The organism is Bacillus sp. AFS041924, assembly GCF_002577195.1.
Classification (GTDB): Bacteria; Bacillota; Bacilli; order Bacillales; family Bacillaceae_G; genus Gottfriedia.
This window is the reverse complement of record NZ_NULG01000147.1, coordinates 1-3706: the sequence shown is the minus strand read 5'-3', so window position 1 is coordinate 3706 and position 3706 is coordinate 1. Positions and strand designations below refer to the sequence as shown.

General features: G+C 32.0%; 3 protein-coding genes. All 3 read left to right on the top strand.

The features are described from left to right. Positions 1–170: 170 nt before the first annotated feature. Genes COC46_RS21595 through COC46_RS21585 form a run of 3 tightly spaced genes read left to right on the top strand, consistent with a single transcriptional unit; the run spans position 171 to position 3625 of the window. Positions 171–1250: a tyrosine-type recombinase/integrase gene (locus tag COC46_RS21595; protein ID WP_098811947.1), complete on the top strand. Its 1080-nt coding sequence runs from the start codon at positions 171–173 to the stop codon at positions 1248–1250. Continuing rightward, entirely contained in the window at positions 1247–3220 is a 1974-nt protein-coding gene (locus COC46_RS21590; protein ID WP_255294999.1) for a tyrosine-type recombinase/integrase, read from the top strand. The genes COC46_RS21595 and COC46_RS21590 overlap by 4 nt, the downstream gene beginning before the upstream one ends. Positions 3221–3238: 18 nt before the next feature. Continuing rightward, positions 3239–3625 (top strand): DUF6262 family protein, encoded by a 387-nt coding sequence (locus COC46_RS21585; RefSeq protein WP_098811946.1) that lies wholly within the window; start codon positions 3239–3241, stop codon positions 3623–3625. The last annotated feature ends 81 nt before the right edge of the window (positions 3626–3706 follow it).

Sequence of the window (3706 nt, the reverse complement as noted above, 5' to 3'; positions counted from 1 at the left end):
TGCTTATATATAGTATTTCAGGGGGGAGTACTTAACGTTAATAAAGTTAAATACTACCCCCTTTTTGTTTCTTTATTTACAGCATATATTGAGTAGAAAAATATAGTAAACATAGTTTTCGTAGAAAGACTAACAAGAATACATCACTATTGTATCTGGAGGTGATGTTAATGAAAGTGCAAGAGGTTTTAATTAATGGCAAAAAAAGATATTTACTTATTGATGGTGATAACAAACCTGTTGTTCCTGTGCTAAGCTTTCTTAAATATCTAGATAATATTGGAAAAGCAGAAAATACATTAAAATCATATTGTCATTATTTAAAGTTTTACTTTCAGTTTTTAGACGAAAAAGAAATAGGATATAAGGAAGTTAATCTTGATCTTCTGGCTGAATATATTTCTTGGCTAAGAAATCCATGTCAATCTACTAAAGTAGTGCAACTTCAACAAACTAAAGCAAGGAGATCTGAGCGAACAGTTAATACTATGATTACTTGTGTCCAGAGCTTCTACGATTATTTAATGCGGATTGAGGATTATGAAAAAGATCTATCCGAAAAAACAAAGAAGCAAGTAGCAGGAAATCATCGCTCATTTAAACCATTTCTACATCATGTTTCTAAGGGAAAATACTTTGATAAGAACATCCTAAAAATACGAGAACCTCGAAGAGAGATCCTAACCCTTACAAATAATCAGGTCCAGTCAGTTCATGATGCGTGTAGTAACATTCGAGATGCTTTACTGATAAGAGTGTTATATGAGGGTGGTCTCAGAATTGGAGAAGCTTTATCTCTATGGATTGAGGATTTTGATATTGGATCCACTTCTATTCAAGTACGGGAATCTAAGAGTGTATCAGGTAAAGGACGAAGGGTATACGTATCTGGCGATACCATGAATGTCTTTCAAGATTATCTAATTGAATATCACGATGCAGATACCAACTATGTATTTATTAATTTATCAGGTCCTAATAAGGGGAATCCATTAAATTATCAAGCAGCTTTCGATGTAATAAAACGTATAAGAAAGAAAACGCAGATTGATATTACCCCTCATATGTTAAGGCACACTTATGCCACTGAGCTACATGAACAAGGAGTTGAAGTTTCGATAATACAAAAGTTATTAGGGCACGCACAAGTACAAACAACAATACAAACGTACGTGCATCCAACTGATGAGACAATTCGGAAAGAGTGGCAGAAAGCTCATAAGAATATGAAGGATGATAAATTAAAGTGAAAATAATACAAGGTAATAAACAGGAATCTAGTACTCTACGATACAATCAAATTGAAAAAGAATTACAAGGATATTGGAAAGATGACTTTTGGGACCCATTGGAATGCCCACTATACACAAAAAAAACCAATATAAAGAATGAATTTATTAAGTTCAATACTACTTTAAATACAAGAATCACAAACGAATTCAAATATTATTTCTTCACACGTCTGACTGAAATGGTATTAAAAATGGAGACGGTTTGGAGAAAATCTACTGCATTAAATAGATTACAAAAATTTATTTCGATATTTTACTCAGATATAAATTCGATTCTAGATATTTCATATGAGAAATTCTTATTTCACTATAAATCGTATCTTTTCGAAGAAGGTTGTAGCCATTTAACAGTTAAAGGTTATGTTCAGCTATACAACCGAATCTATTCCTTTTATCATGACTGGTATGATGAACGAAACGAAACTGAAAAAGATATCTGGAATGTTCGTAAGCTTGGAATTGATTACAATAAGAGCAGTTCTACCGATTGTACATTAAATTTTAATTACGTTCCTACACCATATAGAGAATTAATAAAGAAATATATTAAAAACCGTCTCTTAATACAAGAAAGCCTTAGCTGGGGATCGGCAATTCAAAATATAGCGAAGCTACCAGTCTTTTTCAATTTCGTTCACAAAAAGTATCCAAAATGGGATAGCTTAGAACATTTAAACAGAAAAGATATTGAGGAATTTATTCAGCATTTACGAACAACACCTATGGGTGGAAATAGCGCTCACAAGGGAAAAGCACCTTCAGGGAACTATATAAATCGTTCTATCTCCTTTTTAGAAACATTTATTGAATACATACAAAGATTAGAATGGAACGAAGCACCCATAAAGCCCGTTAGGCTATTAATTTTGCCTGAAGATAAGCCGAAGTTACCTCCTAAATCAATGAACGATATAAAATATATATCAGACTTTGTGTGGGATCAAATTATTAATCATATAGAAAAGCTACCTGAAGAAATAAGACTAATTGTATTATTGTTGGAAGCAACTGGATTCAGAATCTCCGATATCTGTGCATTAAAAATAGATTGTTTGATTCATAGAGAAGATGGTTGGTGGATCACTGGAGAACAGCGTAAAGTCAAGGATAAGACACATAGGGTGCCTATTTCTGAAGAAATAGCAAAGATCGTTCTTAAGCAACAAGAACTAACAAGAAGGATATCATTACTAGAGTTAAATCCACTAAATTATTTATTCCCAACATATAGTGGGACAAGGAAAAGGCAACCGATTTCAAGGGAAAATGTAGTAAATAATATAAACAAATTAGCTGCGGAAAATAAAATAGTTGATGAGAACGGAGATGTTTATCGATGTAAACCACATGCATTTAGACATCGATTTGGAGTTAACCTCATTAATAATGGAATGAATATTTTACATGTACAAAAGCTTATGGCTCATGCGAGCCCTGAAATGACACTAGTATATGCCAAAATCCATGATAGAACCCTTCGTAAAGAATGGGAAAAAGCATCAAATAATGGAGCTGTAAAGCTACAACAGGGTGGTAAAATAATCGCAACTTCATTAAAACAACAAGCTGACGAAAATGGATTAGACTTAGATTGGATTCGTCACAATCTAGATTCAATACGATTAGATCATGGATTTTGTATTAAAAGCCCAAAAAACAATTGTGATTATCTAGAGCAGACATTAGAACCACCATGTATTAAAAATAACTGTCGCAGTTTCCACGTAGATCAAACATTTTTAGATTACTATAAAGAACAGATTATGAAGATAGAATCTGATATCGAAGTCTATCAACGTTCTGGTAGAATTCGATCAATTGAAATTATCCAACCAAAGTTGAAAAAATATAAAGAAATTAGAGATAGTATCTTAAGTAATGGTGGAATTTATGGGATATCTAAACCTAAAAGAGAATTGAAAAACTAAAGAAAGAGATGAAACATAATGGCAAATAAAAATCCAAATACTGAACCATTACTTCGAAGTATCGAAGATAAAAAGCAAAAGACGAAGCAAAAAGTTGAATATACCATTAAAGAAATGATCAAACAGAAAGAAAAGATAAATTTTAATTCCGTTTCAGCAAAATCGGGAGTATCAAAACCATTTCTATACAAATACAGTGATATTAGGTCTAGAATTGAAACATTAAGGATGCAGGAAGAAAAATTAGATACACCAAAACAGGTTAAACGAAACATGACAGAACAATCCAAAGATGTGATAATTGCATCACTACGGAAAAAAATTAAACACCTAGAAGATGAAAATAAGAAATTGAGAGAACAATTAAGAGTTGATTGGGCAGCGATTTACAATGAATTCAATTAAAATACACTTTATCTTTATTACTATGTAAACATTGAATGAGGTTCAAAGGAACCTCATTTTTTTGCATGATACTATATATAA